This window comes from Hoeflea sp. (genome assembly GCF_039975035.1).
Lineage (GTDB): Bacteria > Pseudomonadota > Alphaproteobacteria > Rhizobiales > Rhizobiaceae > Hoeflea.
Genome location: NZ_JBDWHW010000195.1, coordinates 1 through 16,013 on the forward strand (window position 1 = coordinate 1; position 16,013 = coordinate 16,013).

A 16,013-nucleotide genomic window follows, 5' to 3' on the forward strand; every position below is an offset into this window, starting at 1 on the left:
CCCAGGCCACTGGTCGCTCAAGGGCGCGATGTCGCCCTTGGCCCACCGCGCCAAATCGTCTCGAGGCACGGCACGAAGAAGTTTTAACGATACCCCATTGGTTTCGACCTTGCCCTCGAACCTATGACGGGACTGAAGACCCAGCACCCCCGATCGTGTTGGCCTCAGTGTCGTGGCGTTGATTGTCATCCAGATTTGAGCCCTACAGTCTCTCTATGGAAACACAAGTATCACCGGCGGCATTCCCTATGTTGATGATGGGCAACTGAAGATCGGCAATCAGCCCAGAGCCGATTCGGTATATTGGACGCGGCCGGCCGCAAGCCTTACGCTGTGGCCAGTTGCTTCTTTTCGCGGTTGGCCTTGAGGCGGGCGAAATCATCGCCGGCGTGGTGCGATGAGCGGGTGAGCGGGCTCGACGCCACCATCAGGAACCCCTTGGTGTAGGCGATCTTCTCATAGCTCTTGAACTCGTCGGGCGTGACGAAACTGATCACCTCGTGGTGCTTGCGGGTCGGCTGCAGATACTGGCCGATGGTGATGAAATCGACGTCGGCGGTCCTCAGGTCATCCATCAGTTGCAGCACTTCGTTGCGCTCTTCGCCAAGGCCGACCATGATGCCGGACTTGGTGAACATGGTCGGATCAAGTTCCTTGACCCGCTGCAACAGCCTGAGCGAGTGGAAATAGCGCGCGCCCGGACGCACGGTGAGATAATTGCCCGGCACGGTCTCGAGATTGTGGTTGAAGACGTCGGGTTTGGCGGCCACGACGCGTTCGAGCGCGCCGGGCTTGCGCAGAAAGTCAGGCGTCAGGATCTCGATGGTGGTCTGCGGAGAAACCGCGCGGATGGCCCAGATCACCTTCTCGAAATGCTCGGCGCCGCCATCGGCGAGATCATCGCGGTCGACCGAGGTGATGACGACGTGGTTGAGCCCCATTTCGCGCACGGCGCGGGCGACGTTGTCGGGTTCGTTGGGATCAAGCGCGTTGGGCATTCCGGTTATGACGTTGCAGAAGGCGCAGGCACGGGTGCAGATTTCACCCATGATCATGAAGGTGGCGTGCTTCTTGTCCCAGCATTCACCGATATTCGGGCAGCCGGCCTCTTCACAGACCGTGACGAGGTTGTTGTCCTTCACGATGGCGCGGGTTTCCTGATAGCCCTTGGAAGTGGGCGCCTTGACCCGGATCCAGTCCGGCTTGCGCTTGACCTCGGTATCGGGACGCTTCTGTTTCTCGGGATGCCGGACGCGCCGGGTTTCAGGCTTTTCGGCATCGGGTTTGGTGACATCGAGGATCGTGACCATCAGGAGGTCCTTTTACAGGCGTTGTGGATCAGCGGCTTTTGGAGCGGCCGAAGAGCCAGAGGATCAGGATCGCGCCGATGATGGCGACGACCAGATTTCCGGCAAATCCGTAATAGTTGATGTTGAGCACGCCTGCCAGAGCGCTGCCGACGAAAGAGCCGGCGATGCCGACCAGCATGTTGGTCAACAGCCCGTGGTCGCGGTTCATGGCGCGCTCGGCGACATAGCCGGCGATCAGGCCGACCAGCAGAAGGCCGAAGAAGCCGAGACCGGGCATGGCCAGGAATCCCATCTGATATTCCAGCATTATCGTCTGTCTCCCTTTGCCGCTGCGTGAAGCGCGCGCATGATCAGCCACAATGTAAGTCCGAGCAGCAACCCCATCAATGCCAGGATGACCGAGACCGCCACTATACCCGTGATGCCTTCAATGCGAAGCGATCCCAGTTCGACCGCGCCGCGACCGTTGATCGCAGCAAGGCCGGCAAGAGCGCCCAGGCCCGCGCCGCCAACCACCGGCAGCACCACAGCCCTGGGCAGGCGGACACTGCCGCTCACGCGTTGAGTGCCCGTCCGTAGGCGTCGAGCACGCTTTCCTTCAGCGTTTCCGAGATGGTCGGATGCGGGAAGATGGTGTGGATCAGCTCTTCCTCGGTGGTCTCAAGGTTCATCGCCACGACAAAACCCTGGATCAGTTCGGTGACTTCGGCGCCAACCAGATGGGCGCCGAGAAGCTCACCGGTCGTCTTGTCGAAGATGGTCTTGACCATGCCCTGGTCCTCGCCCAGCGCAATGGCCTTGCCGTTGGCCACAAACGGGAAGCGGCCGACGCGGATGTCGCGGCCCAGTTCCTTGGCCTTGGCTTCAGTGAGGCCGACGGAGGCGACCTGCGGATTGCAATAGGTGCAGCCGGGGATCTTGAGCTTGTCCATCGGGTGAACATCGGGCAGGCCGGCGATCTTCTCGACGCAAATGACGGCTTCGTGCTCGGCCTTGTGGGCCAGCATCGGCGGTCCGGCGACATCGCCGATGGCATAGAGGCCCGCCACATTGGTCTTGCCATAGCCGTCGATGACGATGCAGCCGCGATCGGTTTTGACGCCGAGCGCCTCAAGGCCGATGTTCTCGATGTTGCCCTGCACGCCGACGGCCGAGATCATCCGGTCGGCAGTGATCTTTTCGACCTTGCCGTCTTTCAGTTCAACATGGGCGGTGATCGAATCGGCTGCCTTGTCGACCTTGGTGACCTTGGCTTCGAGCAGGATCTTCATGCCCTGCTTGTCGAACTGCTTCTTGGCGAAGGCGGAGATTTCCGCATCCTCGACCGGCATGACGGTTTTCATCACCTCGACCACGGTCACATCGACACCCATGGTGCGGTAGAACGAGGCGAATTCGATGCCGATGGCGCCGGAGCCCATGACCAGCAGCGATTTCGGCATTTTTTCGGGCTTCATCGCCTCGAAATAGGTCCAGATCAGCTTGCCGTCGGGCTCGATGCCGGGCAGCGCCCGGGGCCGCGCGCCGGTGGCGACGATGATGTGCTTGGCGGTGTAGGTGCCCTCGCCCAGCGTGTTCTTGGGGATCGGGCCCTGCGGCTCGACGATCTTCTTGGTGGTCTTGGAGACCTTGATCTCGCCCGGCTCACCCCCGGTAGCAGCCTTGGTCAGCTTGGCCTCGCCCCAGATCACATCGATCTTGTTCTTCTTCATCAGGAAGCCGACGCCGCCGTTCATCCGCTCGGCGATGCCGCGCGAGCGCTTGACGATGGCCTCGATATCCGGTGTTACGGAGCCTTCGAGCTTGAGCCCATAGTTCGTGGCGTGTTCGGACAGATGCAGCACTTCGGCCGAGCGCAGCAGCGCCTTGGTCGGGATGCAGCCCCAGTTGGAACAGATGCCGGCCAGATGTTCGCGTTCGACCACGGCTGTCTTGAGACCGAGCTGGGCTGCGCGGATGGCCGCGATGTAGCCGCCGGGGCCCGAACCGATGATGATCACGTCGTAATTATTGGCCATGGAACAATCTCCTCATTGGGCGGATGCCGGTGCGCCAGCGGGGCGTGTCAGAAGCACCCATTGCCTGGCGATATGGGTGTCGGAAAAGGCGATGAAGGGCGCGCGCGCCTGCTCTTCAAAACCAAGGCTTTGATAGAGCGAGAGAGCACGCGTGTTTGCATCATCGGTAATGATCGAGGACGGGCCGCTGGCGCGAGCCAGTTCGGCCTCGACCAGCGCGCGGCCAATGCCCTGGCCGCGAAAACGGGTGTAGACGGCGACACTGTCGATGAAGCGGCTGCCGATGACGCGGGATTTCAGCGCTTCGAGCGGTTCAAGCACCGCATCGTCCAATCCGGAGTCGCCGGGTCCGCCGGTCAACTCGAAGGACAGCGACATGCCGGCGACGCCGTCAGCCGTCTCGGCAATCAAAACGTTTTTCCAGGAAAACGGCCCGTCGATGAAGGCGTAGCCGTCGCGGCCGAATTCCAGCGGCCGGTCATACTTGCCGTCGCGGACACCGGCCTGGAGCACACGCGTTGCCAGTCCCGATGATGCAATGTCATCGAGAATGACGATATCGGCGCTGTCAGCACGTGTGGCTGGACGGATATGCAAGGCCTGCTCCTGTCATGTCCGGCGTCAGGGCCGGTGTGGCGGGAGCAGGCCGGAAGCGGATTATCCCGCCAGCATCCCGTAGATTTCGTCCTTGAGCTTCAGGCGCTCCTTGCGCATCGATTCCATATTGAAATCGTCCGTCGGCTCGACATCTGTTTCAGCGCGGTGAACGGACCGGTTGACCTCGTGATATGCATCAAACAGTTTGGCGAAATGGGCATCGCTCTGTTTCAATTCGTGCATTTTCTCGACGTGCTCGGGAAATTCCTCCGCCAGTTCGTGGGGCGTGTTCGACATCAATCATCTCCTCGTTGAATTGGTGATAATTGCATTCTAGCCGACCGCGATCCGTTCCCTCCTTGACCCTTGTCAATTCTTTGTCGCAAAGCCCTTAAATCGCATGCGATTCACACAAAGGCTCATGCGCAGTTTCATTCCATTGCACCCACCGGTGCGCGCTTGTGGCGCGCAGCCTTCAATGCCCCAGCAGCAGGCGCGCCACCGGCGCCAGCCCGCGCCCGATGGCGTGGGTGTTTGCGGCGTTCAGATGCACGCCGTCGATGGACGAGCAACCGGCGACCGAACCCGCATCGAAAAAACCGGCGCCGGTCTCGTCGGCAAGATCGGCATAGAACGAGGCGAGCATCGCCGATTGCTCCACACCACCCTCGAACATCGCGGCAAAATCCGGATCCGCAGTCTCCACCAGCGGCGGCGGCGAGACCACCAGGATTTGCGGCAGTTCCTGCTCCATCGGCCAGCCATGCAATCGGACCAGGTCCAGCAATCGCCGCATGCCTTTGGCCGCGGCGTGCGCCGAACCGGCGACAACCGGCTTCATGTCGTTCGACCCCAGCATGATGATCACCAGATCAAGCGGGGCATGGGCATGCAGCGCGGTCGGCAGCGTGCGCGCGCCATTGCGGTCGCAATCGGCGGTATGATCGTCAAAGGCGGTGGTGCGACCATTGAGCCCGTCGGCCACCACATGCACACCCTCCCCCAGCGCCTGCGTCAGCGCTGACGGCCAGCGGTTGGCGAGCGCGTGCCGCGCGCGGCTTTCCGGATCGTAGCCCCAGGTCAGGCTGTCGCCGTAGCACAGGACGGTTTTCATGGCTTCACGCAAGCACTTGCAGCGTGGACCTTTTTTGCGGCGGGATCGCCAAGCATCTTCAGTTACCCTTGATCAATTGGTCGACATTCTTCTCCAGTGCGCCAATCCGCTCTTCGAAGTCGCCGGTCACAAATTTTGCCATCATCGTGTCAGCCGTCAGAGTGCTGTCGAAACTTTTCTGCCGGCCTTCAATGGTTTCGAGGCGCTTATGTACCGCAGAGAAGTCATCCTTCATTTCAGTCCGGAATTCTCGTACTTCAGAACGGATTTCCTTGAGCATCGGAACAATCATGTCCTTCGGTTCTGTCATGACAGTCTCCCCAGGACAAAGGTTACAGTTCCAATATGGTGCGCGCCCTTGTCAAAGTCACCTGCCCGCTTCAACCATGACCCAGCTTGCGCAAGCCCAGCGCGACGAACAGGAACAGCACGCCGTTGGAAATCAGTTCGATGCCCAGCAGCAATCCCAGAATGGTGGTTGCGGTGGCAGGCAGGCCGGCCAGGATCATCACGCCGAGAGCGACGGACACAAGGCCGGACGCCAGCACCCAGACCCAGCCGGAAGCCGGCTTGAGCGACAGCGCGAACATGGTCTTGGCCACGCCGGTCATCAGGAACAGCACTGCCACCAGCAGCGTCAGCGAGACGCTGCCCGCCAGTGGATCGGCAACCAGCACGAAGCCGACAAGCAGCGAGAGTATTCCCAGACCCAGCGACCAGATGAAACCGGACCAGTCGCGCACCTGGAATGCGTGCACCACCTGGATCAACCCCTGAAGCAGAAACAGCCAGCCGGCCAGCGTCACCGCAAAGATGGTTGCACCGAACGGATTGATCAGCGCCATGAAGCCGCCGATGATGCAGATCACCGCCAGCGCCGCCATCCAGACCCAGGTTCTTGCGAAGTTCCCGTTCACACCAGTGTCAGCCATTTTGCGCGTCCTTCAGTGTTGAATGTCAAAGGGATCAGACAAGCATCCCCATCGGGCTTTCGATGTAGCCTTTGAAGGCCGCCAGAAGTTCGGCGCCGAGAGCGCCATCGACAGCGCGGTGGTCGGTCGACAGCGTCACGCTCATCACGGTGGCAATGGCCAATGCGCCATCCTTGACCACGGCGCGCTGTTCGCCCGCGCCGACGGCCAGAATGGTGGCATGCGGCGGGTTGATGACGGCGGCAAAATCCTTGACGCCCATCATGCCCATGTTGGAGACAGAGCTGGTGCCGCCCTGATATTCCTCGGGCTTGAGCTTGCGGTCCTTGGCGCGACGGCCCAGGTCCTTCATCTCGTTGGAGATCGCCGACAAGGTTTTCTGCTCGGCGGAACGGATGATCGGGGTGATCAGCCCGCCGGGGATCGAGACGGCGACGCCGACATCGGAATGCTTGTGCATCACCATGTTCTCGTCGGTCCAGGAGACGTTGGCGTCGGGCACATCGCGCAGTGCAAGTGCCAGGGCCTTGATCACCATGTCGTTGACCGAGAGCTTGTAGGCCGGCTTGTCATCCTTGAGCGGAGCCGCCTTGTTGAGCTGCGAGCGCAGGGCCAGCAGCGCATCGAGTTCGCAATCGACGGTAACGTAGAAATGCGGAATGGTCTGTTTGGATTCCTGCAGCCGACGGGCGATGGTCTTGCGCATGCCGTCATGCTTGACCAGTTCGTAGGAGCCTTCCTCAAACAGTTTGAGCACGGCATCCTGCGACATGGCCTTGGGCGCTGCGGCAGGTGCTGCGGCGGCGGCAGCCTGAGGTGCGGCGGCGGCCTGAGCCTTACCGGTGCCCGAAGCAATGGCTGCCTCGACATCCAACTTGATCACGCGGCCATGCGGGCCGGAGCCTGAAATCTGTGCCACATCGATGCCTGCATCCTTGGCGATGCGGCGGGCCAGCGGCGAGGAAAACACGCGGTCACCCGATTGCGTGGTCGGCGCCGGAGCCGGTGCTGCGGGATTCTGGTCGCGGATCGGCTTGTCGAGTTTGGCGGCCGGATCGGACGTCGTCTCAGGTTTTTCGGCTTCCTGCTTGGGGGCCTCGGCTTTAGGTGTTTCTGCGGCTGCGGGAGCCGGTGCGGCATCGCCGCCACCCTTGGCGGCGTCCTCGACGCTTTCGCCTTCGGCTGCGAGAATGGCGATCACCGCATTGACCTTGACGCCTTCGGTGCCGGCAGCAACCACGATTTTCGCGACCGTGCCTTCATCGACGGCTTCGACTTCCATCGTCGCCTTGTCGGTCTCGATTTCGCAGAGAACGTCACCCGAGGAGATCTTGTCGCCCTCCTTGACCAGCCATTTGGCGAGGTTGCCCTCCTCCATGGTTGGCGAAAGAGCAGGCATTGTGATGTTGATAGGCATCTTCCGTTCCTCCCCTTACGCCGTGTAGGTGACGGCTTTGACCGCGTCGACAATCTCGGCGACATTTGGCAGCGCGAGCTTTTCGAGATTTGCGGCGTAGGGCATGGGAACATCCTTGCCCGCGATGGTGATGATCGGCGCGTCGAGATAATCGAATGCCTGCTGCTGCACGCGCGTGGCGATCTCGGTGCCGACGGAGGACTGCGGATAGCCTTCCTCGACGGTGACCAGACGGCCGGTCTTCTTGACGCTCTCGATCACGGTCGGCAGATCCATCGGACGGATGGTGCGCAGATCGATCAGTTCGACATCGATGCCGAGCGAGGACAGCTCTTCCACTGCCTTGACCGCATAGCTCATGCCGATGCCGAAGGAGACGATGGTGACGTCCTTGCCCTGCTTGTGGATGCGGGCCTTGCCGATCGGCAGCACGAAATCATCCATCTTCGGCACATCGAAGGTGTGACCGTACATGATCTCGTTTTCAAGGAAGATCACCGGGTTGGGATCACGGATGGCGGCCTTGAGCAGACCCTTGGCGTCGGCTGCCGTGTAAGGCATGACCACCTTGAGGCCCGGAATATGGCTGTACCAGGCGGCGTAGCACTGCGAGTGCTGGGCGCCGACGCGGGCTGCCGCGCCATTGGCGCCGCGGAACACGATCGGCGCGCCCATCTGGCCGCCGGACATGTAGAGCGTCTTGGCGGCGGAGTTGATGATCTGGTCGATCGCCTGCATGGCGAAGTTGAAGGTCATGAACTCGACGATTGGCCGGAGACCGGCCATGGCCGCACCGACACCGATACCGGTGAAGCCGTGCTCTGTGATCGGAGTGTCGACCACCCGCCTGGCGCCGAATTCGGCCAGCAACCCTTGCGAGATCTTGTAGGCGCCCTGGTACTCGGCCACCTCTTCGCCCATCAGGAAGACATCTTCATTGGCGCGCATTTCCTCGGCCATGGCATCGCGCAGCGCTTCGCGCACAGTGGTCGACACCATTTCGGTGCCTTCGGGGATGTCCGGATCGGAGGCTGCGGCATTTTCAACCGGTGCGGCGGGAACAGAGGCCGCTTTTGCAGGCTCGGCGGCAGCAGGCGCTTCCGCAGCGGGCGCGGGCGCCGGTTCTTCAGCTTTCGCGGAGCCAATGTCGGAGGCGCTCTCGCCCTCTTCCAGGATTACCGCAATGACGGCATTGACCTTGACGTTCTCGGTGCCGGCGGGAACGACGATCTTACCGAGCACGCCCTCATCGATGGCTTCCACTTCCATGGTTGCCTTGTCGGTTTCAATTTCAGCCAGCACATCACCGGAAGCGACCTTGTCGCCCTCGTTTTTCAGCCACTTGGACAGCGTGCCTTCTTCCATGGTCGGGGAAAGCGCAGGCATCAGGATATCAATCGGCATGGTTTTCCCTCCCCTTACAACAAAATGTCGGTGTAGAGCTCGGATGCATCCGGCTCCGGATTGTTCTGGGCGAAATCGGCCGCGTCCGCCACAACATCGCGCACCTTCTTGTCGATGGCCTTGAGGTCATCCTCGCTTGCATGCTTGAGATCGAGCATGCGAGCCTTGACCTGCTCGATCGGGTCATGCTCGGAGCGCATTTTCTGCACTTCATCCTTGGTCCGGTACTTCGCCGGGTCGGACATGGAATGGCCGCGGTAGCGGTATGTCAGCATTTCCAGAATGATCGGACCCTTGCCCGAGCGGCAATGGGCGACCGCCTCGACCGCGGCGGCGTGGACCGCGCGCACATCCATGCCGTCGACCTGATGACCGGGGATGCCGAAGGAATTGCCGCGCAGCGAGAAATTCGATTGCGCCGACGACCGGGCCGTCGAAGTGCCCATGGCGTATCGGTTGTTTTCGACAATATAGATGATCGGCAGCTTCCACAGTGCCGCCATGTTGAAGCTTTCGTAGACCTGACCCTGGTTGGCCGCGCCATCACCGAAATAGGCGACGGCGACATTGTCGGTGCCGCGATACTTGTTGGAAAACGCCAGACCGGTGCCAAGCGAGACCTGGGCGCCGACGATGCCGTGGCCGCCGTAGAAGTTCTTTTCCTTGGAGAACATGTGCATCGAGCCGCCCTTGCCGTGGGAATATCCATCCCGCCGGCCGGTCAGCTCCGCCATCACGCCACGCGCTTCCATGCCGGTGGCCAGCATGTGGCCGTGGTCTCGGTAGCCGGTAATGACCTGATCGCCATCCTTGAGCGCCATCTGCATGCCGACGACAACAGCTTCCTGCCCGATATAAAGATGGCAGAAGCCGCCGATGAAGCCCATACCGTAGAGCTGACCGGCCTTTTCCTCGAAGCGGCGGATAAGCAGCATCTCGCGATAGGCTTCAAGTTCGGTGGTTTTGTCGAAGTCGGTAATTCCGCCATTCAGCCCGCTTTTTTCAGCAGGTTTCTTGCGGGATGCGGCTGTGGCAGATTTGCGTGGCGCCATGTCATCCTCCCAGTGGTCATGTTATGCAGACCATAGGGAAATTGCAGGATGTCAGCAAGCCTATTTACGCATAGCTGATATTCATCATATGTTACTGTTTACGTTGAATTTTTTCAATGTTAACCGAAAACAGGTTAACTCTGGAATTCACTGGAAATAGACGACCTCGTCCTCGCGGGCGACGTTGAGAAACAGCCGCGCCCGCTCATCGAGCATGTCCGCCTCAACCGCACCGTCGCTCATCAGCATGACCTTGCGTTCAAGATGTTGCCTGCGTTCGGTCAGGCTTGCAAGCCGTTCCGTCAATTCGACGCGACGCAACTCCAGCGCTTCGGCCGAATTGAGACCGTAAGCACCATGCCATGAATGAAACCCGAAATATGCAAAGCAGGCGACCGATAACGCCGGAACAACCCAACGGATCCAGGATCGCTGCTTTCTAAATTGTGTCCGCATTCGAAAAACGCCTTACCCCTGCGAGTGGGAGAGGATGGCAGGCCATGCTTAAAATAGCGTTAGCCGTTTACTCGAGATGCTGCATAGCGACAAAAAAACCCGCATCGACGATACGGGCTTTTTCAGACAACAGGTTCAGCCGGAACCGGCCGGCGTGTTCGGACCTGACCGATCAGCCCCGCAGCACGGAAGTGCCGGCGTATTGCGCTTCCACGCCCAGCTCTTCCTCGATGCGGATCAGCTGATTGTACTTGGCCAGCCGGTCGGAACGCGACAACGATCCGGTCTTGATCTGGCCGCAGTTGGTGGCGACCGCCAGATCGGCGATGGTTGAATCCTCGGTCTCGCCGGAGCGGTGGCTCATTACAGCGGTGTAACCGGCCTTGTGCGCGGTTTCTACCGCATCGAGGGTTTCCGACAGCGTGCCGATCTGGTTGACCTTGACCAGGATAGAGTTGGCGACGCCCATCTTGATGCCGTCGCGAAGCCGCGAGGAATTGGTGACGAACAGATCGTCGCCGACCAGCTGGCACTTGTCGCCGATCATGTCGGTCAGAGTTTTCCAGCCGTCCCAGTCATCTTCGGCCATGCCGTCTTCAATCGAGATGATCGGGTATTTGGCAGCGAGTTCCGCGTAATAGGCAGCCATTTCCGCGCTATCGAGCACACGCCCCTCGCCTGCCAGATCGTATTTGCCATCCTTGAAAAACTCGGTCGAGGCCGGATCGAGCGCGAGATGGATATCTTCGCCCGGACGATAACCGGCCTTTTCAATCGACTTCATGATGAAGTCGAGCGCTTCCGGGGCGCTCTTCAGGTTGGGCGCGAAACCGCCCTCGTCACCGACATTGGTGTTGTGACCGCCCGCGGCAAGTTCCTTTTTCAGGGTGTGGAAGACTTCCGACCCCATCCGCACGGCATCGCTGAAGGTTTCCGCGCCAACCGGCATGATCATGAATTCCTGAAAATCGATCGGATTGTCGGCATGCGCGCCACCATTGATGATGTTCATCATCGGCACCGGCAGCAGCCGCGCATTGGCGCCGCCGACATAGCGGTAAAGCGGCAGGCCGGACGATTGTGCCGCGGCGCGGGCGGCTGCGAGCGAGACGCCGAGAATGGCGTTGGCGCCGAGCTTGCTCTTGTTGGCGGTGCCGTCCAGCGCGATCATTGCCTTGTCGAGGGCAATCTGGCCTTCCGCATCCATGCCGCAGATATTGTCGCACAGCGCGCCGTTGACCGCTGCGACGGCGTTTCGCACGCCCTTGCCATGATAACGGCTGCCGCCATCGCGCAGCTCAACCGCTTCATGCGCACCGGTCGAGGCGCCCGAGGGAACCATTGCGCGGCCCATGGAGCCATCTTCAAGATGGACATCGACTTCAACCGTCGGATTTCCGCGGCTGTCGAGGACTTCCCGTCCGACAATATCGATAATGGCGGTCATGGTCTGGTTCCTTTTGATTTGTGGCAATGAGCCTGGTCAGTTGAGCGCCGTCTTAGCGTACCGCGCCGAAAAATCAATTGCCGAGCATGCCTGAGCCTACTCGACGCCTCGTTGCGGACAGGCGCAGGCAGATAACTGAAGAGATGTTGCCTCACTGCTCAACACAGGTGAAGCTCCGCCCGGCAGGATTGCTGCGTCTGCATGCCCGAGAGCCCACTTCGGCATTGCAAATTAACGACTCTTGCAACGCATTAAGACTCAAATAACCATCCTATTATACACCCTTAAGTAATCGGCCCCTGAAAGTATGCGGTGCCCGCAGAAATCGAACCAGGTGCGCTGGCATGAGCCGGTTTCCGATAGCGGAATGAGTTCGCAAACCCAGTCAACGGATGACTTTTTCGGTGGTGGATAAGTCCATCTCAATTTGCGCCTTCTCACTCTTTATGGTGGACCAATGAACATCAATATCTCCCGAAGCCTGTTGCTTTTGGCAATCACAGTGACCCTTGGACTGATCGGCGCTTTTGGGTTGCAGAAATACGTCTATGAAAAGCAGAAGGTTACGGGGCCGACTTACACCGTCATTGTCGAGAGCAAGGACCTGCTTGCCGATATCCTGCCGCCGCCGCTTTATGTGGTGGAATCCTACATGCTGGCCAATGAAGCGGTGGTTCATCCGACAATCGCGGCGTCCAACGCTGCACGGATCGCCGAACTGCAGGGGGAGTTCGACGCCCGGAAGAACTACTGGCTCGAGTCCAACTATGAGAAATCGCTGATCGACCATTTCGGGACCGGCATTCTCGCAGAAAGCGACAGCTACTGGAAAACCATGAATGACAAGTTTCTTCCTGCCATTCAGGCTGCGGATACCTTGGCAGCCACTATCGCACTGGGAGACCTGCGAACGGCGTTTCTTGCCAGTGACGCAGCGGTCAAACTGCTGGTCAGTGAAGTTTCGAGTTTCGATGAAAAGGTTCGCGCCGACGCGGCGTCGGAAGACTCGATCTTCTCAATGGTCACAATCAGCGCAAGCCTCGTGTCGATTGGCATCTTCCTGGCTGGCCTTTACATGTTCCGCCAGCGCGCCGTGGCACCTTTGACCGAAATGAAGAACTACATGCAGGTGCTTTCAGACGGTGATTTCACCCGCGACGTCCCCTATGCGGAACGCCAGGACGAAATCGGCGAGATGGCACAATCCGTCGCCTATTTCCGCGATGCAGCGATGGAGCGCGATTCTGCGCGCTCGCAGAGCGAGAAGGCGCGCCAGGAAAAAGAAGAACTCGACGCTGCAACGGCTGAACGCAAGGCGGCGGAAGATGCCGAACGGGTACGCGTCATTGACGCCTTGACCATGGGGCTTGAAAACCTTTCGGCCGGCAACCTGACCTACCGGATCAGCGATCCCTTTGTCTCGGACTACGAGAAACTGCGCAGTGAATTCAACGCCTCGATCGAGAAGCTGAATTCCACGCTCGAGGAAATCTCGACCACCACCGATTCGGTTCGTCTCGCCTCCGGCGAAATCGGATCGGCGGCAGATGATCTGTCGCGCCGCACCGAGCAGCAGGCAGCTTCGCTTGAAGAAACTGCAGCGGCACTCGACGAGATCACTTCGACGGTGAAGAGCTCGTCGCAGCGTGCCGAAGAAGCCAGCGATTTGGTAGGCACCACCAAGGTCAGCGCTGAAACCTCCGGCAAGGTGGTCAAGAATGCAATCTCCGCGATGGAGAGGATCGAGGACTCCTCCAAGCAGATCAGCCAGATCATCTCGGTGATCGATGACATTGCTTTCCAGACCAACCTGCTGGCGCTCAATGCCGGCGTCGAGGCGGCGCGCGCAGGTGAAGCGGGCAAGGGCTTTGCCGTCGTCGCCCAGGAAGTGCGCGAACTGGCGCAACGCTCGGCCAATGCGGCCAAGGAAATCAAGACGCTGATCGAGACATCCTCGAGCCAAGTTGGCGCTGGTGTCTCGCTGGTCAACGAAACCGGCACCGCGCTTGGCCAGATCGAAGGCCAGGTCAGCAAGATCAATGATCTGATCCAGTCGATTGTGACCGGTGCGCGCGAACAGGCGACAGCACTTGCGGAAATCAACTCCGCGGTCAACCAGATGGACCAGATGACCCAGCAGAACGCCGCGATGGTGGAACAAACCAACGCCGCGACGCAGGGCCTGTCGAGCGAGGCCGTGCTGCTCGAAAGCCTGGTCGGCCGTTTCACCACCGGCGGTTCCAGATCTGGACATCAAAGCGGCACCACACCGGTTGCGGCGAATGCTTCCTCCCGACCGGCACACTCGCCTGCCCGCGCACTCGGCGCCAAGGTCGCCTCGGCCTTCGGTCTGGGCAAAACAGCAACCGCCGCAAAGGACGAAAGCTGGAGCGAGTTCTGATTCTCACCCGACCAGAATGATACAACGCCAAAGACCGCCGGGGATAATCGGCGGTCTTTTTGTAGTCATGATATTTTGGCGCGGAGTGACGGCTCAGACCGCAGGGCGCTTGGCCACCGCATCAAACGCCATCAGGGTTTCGAGCAGCCGCGGCAGCTGCTTGAGCGGGATCATGTTGGGACCATCCGACGAGGTGGAATTGTCGGGGTCCTGATGGGTCTCGATGAACACGCCGGCGATACCGACGGCGACGGCAGCGCGGGCCAGGGTTTCGACGAACCGGCGCTCGCCGCCCGAGGTGGTCCCCTGCCCGCCCGGCTGCTGCACCGAATGGGTGGCGTCGAAAATCACCGGAGCGCCCATGTCAGCCATGATCGGCAGCGCCCGCATGTCGGAGACCAGCGTGTTGTAGCCGAAGGACGCGCCACGCTCGGTCAGAAGCACATTGGGATTGCCGGAACCGGTAAGCTTGCCCAGCACATTCTTCATGTCCCAGGGCGCCAGGAACTGACCCTTCTTGACGTTGATGACCTTGCCGGTCTTCGCCGCGGCAACCAGCAGGTCGGTCTGGCGGCACAGGAAGGCCGGGATCTGCAGCACATCGACATGGGGGGCGACGATGGCGCAGTGTTCTTCGGTGTGGATGTCGGTGAGTACCGGCAGACCGAGTTTTGCGCGCAACTCGTCGAACACCGGCAGCGCCGCGTCCATGCCGGCACCGCGGGTGCTGGAGAGCGAAGTGCGGTTGGCCTTGTCGTAGCTCGATTTGTAGACCAGTCCGATGCCGAGCCCGGCACACAATTCCTGGAGCGCGCCGGCCATGTCGAAAGCGTGATCGCGGGATTCGAACTGGCACGGGCCGGCGATCAGGGTCAGCGGCAGATCATTGCCAAACAGGGTGTTGCCAACCGTGACATTGGCGTTGGGCGCAGCGCTCATCGGATTTCCTCGAAGCAATAGAAGGCGCCCTGACCCGGCGCGGGATCGACAACCAGCCGTCCGGCGACCTGACGGGCGGTCACCGCATTGGCATGCAGCAGCGCGGCAACCGCGGCCAGATCCTCGACGTGATAGACAATTGCTCGGCCGATCAGACCACGCTCACGCGACGCATCGATGATGCCGAGATGGGTCTCCATGCCTGCCTTGTTGTAGACGGTGACGGTTGAGCCATCGAGCTCGATCGACATGCCGAAGGAATTGGCGTCAACTTCGCGATTGCAGGCAAGTTCCTGGATGAAATACTGGAAATCGGTCGGATTGGGCTCGGACAGGATGATCTCCGAGATGCCGGTGACGCCGTTGTCATGCCTGGTCAGCGCCGACCGGTCGGCGGCGGGAACATTGATGCGCTCGACGGCGAAGCCGAAGAAATCCGGCGCGCGCAGATCGGCGGCGAAGGCCAGCTTGAAGCTTGCGGTCAGATCCGAGCCATCGGGCAGCTTCATCGGCCTTGAGAACGACAGCAGGTCGCCGCCCGACATCCCAAGCTTGAGGAACCGGTCGCGGTCCTCCTCGGCGTTCTTCGAACCGACCACGAACGCACTGAACCCGGTATCGCTCCTGCGGAAGCGATAGGCCTGGTCGCGGGCAACGAAGACATTGCCCTCGCGTGCGGCCTGCTCGCACTCCTCGCGCGAGGCGATGGCCAGCGGCTCGAGATAGGTGCCGTCTTTGAAAAAGACGCAGGCGTTCTCGGTGCCGAAGGGATGTCGGGCCTCGGCGGCGATTGTGAAACCGAGGCTGATATGCCGGGCGCGGGTCGTCTCGAGATCTTCGACCGGCAGCACAAGATGATCGAGGGGGCGTGGGGATCGCGGTGAGGCCATCGATTGTTTCTCCGTTTGGCACTCCCCTTATCAGCA

The 16,013-nt window shown here is 60.5% G+C and carries 17 protein-coding genes; 1 reads left to right on the top strand and 16 read right to left on the bottom strand.

Going from position 1 to position 16,013, the window contains the following annotated elements; genetic code table 11:
- Positions 1–326: 326 nt before the first annotated feature.
- The 14 genes from lipA to eno form a co-directional block, all read right to left on the bottom strand.
- Positions 327–1,310 carry a lipoyl synthase gene (gene lipA / locus ABJN75_RS17425; protein WP_348440852.1) on the bottom strand — a complete coding sequence of 328 codons (984 nt, stop codon included), beginning with the start codon at positions 1,308–1,310 and terminating at the stop codon, positions 327–329.
- 28 nt (positions 1,311–1,338) lie between these two features.
- Positions 1,339–1,617: a GlsB/YeaQ/YmgE family stress response membrane protein gene (locus tag ABJN75_RS17430; protein WP_339749658.1), complete on the bottom strand. Its 279-nt coding sequence runs from the start codon at positions 1,615–1,617 to the stop codon at positions 1,339–1,341.
- Positions 1,617–1,868, bottom strand: coding sequence for a hypothetical protein (locus tag ABJN75_RS17435; RefSeq protein ID WP_348440854.1), 252 nt, complete (start codon positions 1,866–1,868; stop codon positions 1,617–1,619). The genes ABJN75_RS17430 and ABJN75_RS17435 overlap by 1 nt, the downstream gene beginning before the upstream one ends.
- Complete coding sequence (gene lpdA / locus ABJN75_RS17440) at positions 1,865–3,328, bottom strand: dihydrolipoyl dehydrogenase (protein WP_348440855.1); 1,464 nt, start codon at positions 3,326–3,328, stop codon at positions 1,865–1,867. The genes ABJN75_RS17435 and lpdA overlap by 4 nt, the downstream gene beginning before the upstream one ends.
- Positions 3,329–3,340: 12 nt before the next feature.
- Complete coding sequence (locus tag ABJN75_RS17445) at positions 3,341–3,925, bottom strand: GNAT family N-acetyltransferase (RefSeq protein ID WP_348440856.1); 585 nt, start codon at positions 3,923–3,925, stop codon at positions 3,341–3,343.
- 60 nt (positions 3,926–3,985) lie between these two features.
- Positions 3,986–4,222: a YdcH family protein gene (locus ABJN75_RS17450; protein WP_348440857.1), complete on the bottom strand. Its 237-nt coding sequence runs from the start codon at positions 4,220–4,222 to the stop codon at positions 3,986–3,988.
- A 178-nt stretch (positions 4,223–4,400) separates the two neighbouring features.
- Positions 4,401–5,039, bottom strand: a complete 639-nt coding sequence (locus ABJN75_RS17455) for an SGNH/GDSL hydrolase family protein (protein WP_348440858.1) — start codon at positions 5,037–5,039, stop codon at positions 4,401–4,403.
- A gap of 58 nt (positions 5,040–5,097) precedes the next feature.
- A complete protein-coding gene (locus ABJN75_RS17460) occupies positions 5,098–5,349 on the bottom strand; it encodes a hypothetical protein (RefSeq protein ID WP_348440859.1) in 252 nt (83 codons plus the stop codon).
- Positions 5,350–5,419: 70 nt separating this feature from the next.
- Entirely contained in the window at positions 5,420–5,971 is a 552-nt protein-coding gene (locus ABJN75_RS17465; RefSeq protein ID WP_348440860.1) for a DUF308 domain-containing protein, read from the bottom strand.
- Between the two features lie 34 nt (positions 5,972–6,005).
- On the bottom strand, positions 6,006–7,388 hold the full coding sequence (locus ABJN75_RS17470; RefSeq protein WP_348440861.1) for a pyruvate dehydrogenase complex dihydrolipoamide acetyltransferase: 1,383 nt from the start codon (positions 7,386–7,388) through the stop codon (positions 6,006–6,008).
- A 15-nt stretch (positions 7,389–7,403) separates the two neighbouring features.
- A complete protein-coding gene (locus tag ABJN75_RS17475) occupies positions 7,404–8,792 on the bottom strand; it encodes a pyruvate dehydrogenase complex E1 component subunit beta (protein ID WP_348440862.1) in 1,389 nt (462 codons plus the stop codon).
- A gap of 14 nt (positions 8,793–8,806) precedes the next feature.
- On the bottom strand, positions 8,807–9,844 hold the full coding sequence (pdhA, locus tag ABJN75_RS17480) for a pyruvate dehydrogenase (acetyl-transferring) E1 component subunit alpha (protein WP_348440863.1): 1,038 nt from the start codon (positions 9,842–9,844) through the stop codon (positions 8,807–8,809).
- 147 nt (positions 9,845–9,991) lie between these two features.
- On the bottom strand, positions 9,992–10,300 hold the full coding sequence (locus tag ABJN75_RS17485) for a septum formation initiator family protein (RefSeq protein WP_348440864.1): 309 nt from the start codon (positions 10,298–10,300) through the stop codon (positions 9,992–9,994).
- Positions 10,301–10,472: 172 nt separating this feature from the next.
- Positions 10,473–11,747 (bottom strand): phosphopyruvate hydratase, encoded by a 1,275-nt coding sequence (gene eno / locus ABJN75_RS17490; RefSeq protein ID WP_348440865.1) that lies wholly within the window; start codon positions 11,745–11,747, stop codon positions 10,473–10,475.
- 457 nt (positions 11,748–12,204) lie between these two features.
- Between eno and ABJN75_RS17495 the strand changes: the two genes are divergently transcribed.
- The gene (locus ABJN75_RS17495) at positions 12,205–14,148 is read left to right on the top strand and encodes a methyl-accepting chemotaxis protein (RefSeq protein WP_348440866.1); all 1,944 of its coding nucleotides are present in this window, start codon (positions 12,205–12,207) and stop codon (positions 14,146–14,148) included.
- A 93-nt stretch (positions 14,149–14,241) separates the two neighbouring features.
- Here ABJN75_RS17495 and kdsA read toward each other — a convergent pair whose 3' ends face one another.
- Both kdsA and ABJN75_RS17505 read right to left on the bottom strand, forming a co-directional pair.
- Positions 14,242–15,087 carry a 3-deoxy-8-phosphooctulonate synthase gene (kdsA, locus tag ABJN75_RS17500; protein WP_348440867.1) on the bottom strand — a complete coding sequence of 282 codons (846 nt, stop codon included), beginning with the start codon at positions 15,085–15,087 and terminating at the stop codon, positions 14,242–14,244.
- Positions 15,084–15,977: a VOC family protein gene (locus tag ABJN75_RS17505; protein ID WP_348440868.1), complete on the bottom strand. Its 894-nt coding sequence runs from the start codon at positions 15,975–15,977 to the stop codon at positions 15,084–15,086. Before ABJN75_RS17505 ends, kdsA begins: the two co-directional genes overlap by 4 nt.
- Positions 15,978–16,013 lie beyond the last annotated feature (36 nt).